Raw genomic sequence first — 267 nt, 5'->3', positions numbered from 1 at the left:
GTACTTCCCTCTGTTATGTTCTTATATCCTCTATAATCACGGCAACTGAGTTGCACGCTCCCAATGCTCAATGGTATCTGGAGTGATCGTGCCAATTCGTAGCCCCTCTCGTATGCACACTTGCTGGAAATTTGCTGCAATTTCCTCATTGCCTAACAGGTACAAACTGCGAATCATTCGAGTGATGCGAAGCTGATTATGATTTTTTGGCTTTAACCAATCGTGTGAATGAGGCGCAAGTTCGTCTCGCACTTCAATACTCACCCC

Annotated in this window: 1 protein-coding gene; it reads right to left on the bottom strand. The window is 45.3% G+C overall.

Annotation, left to right across the window (positions count from 1 at the left end; genetic code table 11):
• Positions 1-36: 36 nt before the first annotated feature.
• Positions 37-267: hypothetical protein (locus FQ664_RS27565; RefSeq protein WP_218570432.1), on the bottom strand; the 231-nt coding region annotated here is incomplete at its 5' end.

Source organism: Pseudomonas persica (genome assembly GCF_900291015.1).
Classification (GTDB): domain Bacteria; phylum Pseudomonadota; class Gammaproteobacteria; order Pseudomonadales; family Pseudomonadaceae; genus Aquipseudomonas.
The sequence above is the reverse complement of the archived record's forward strand: the minus strand, read 5'-3'. Positions and strand labels throughout refer to the sequence as shown.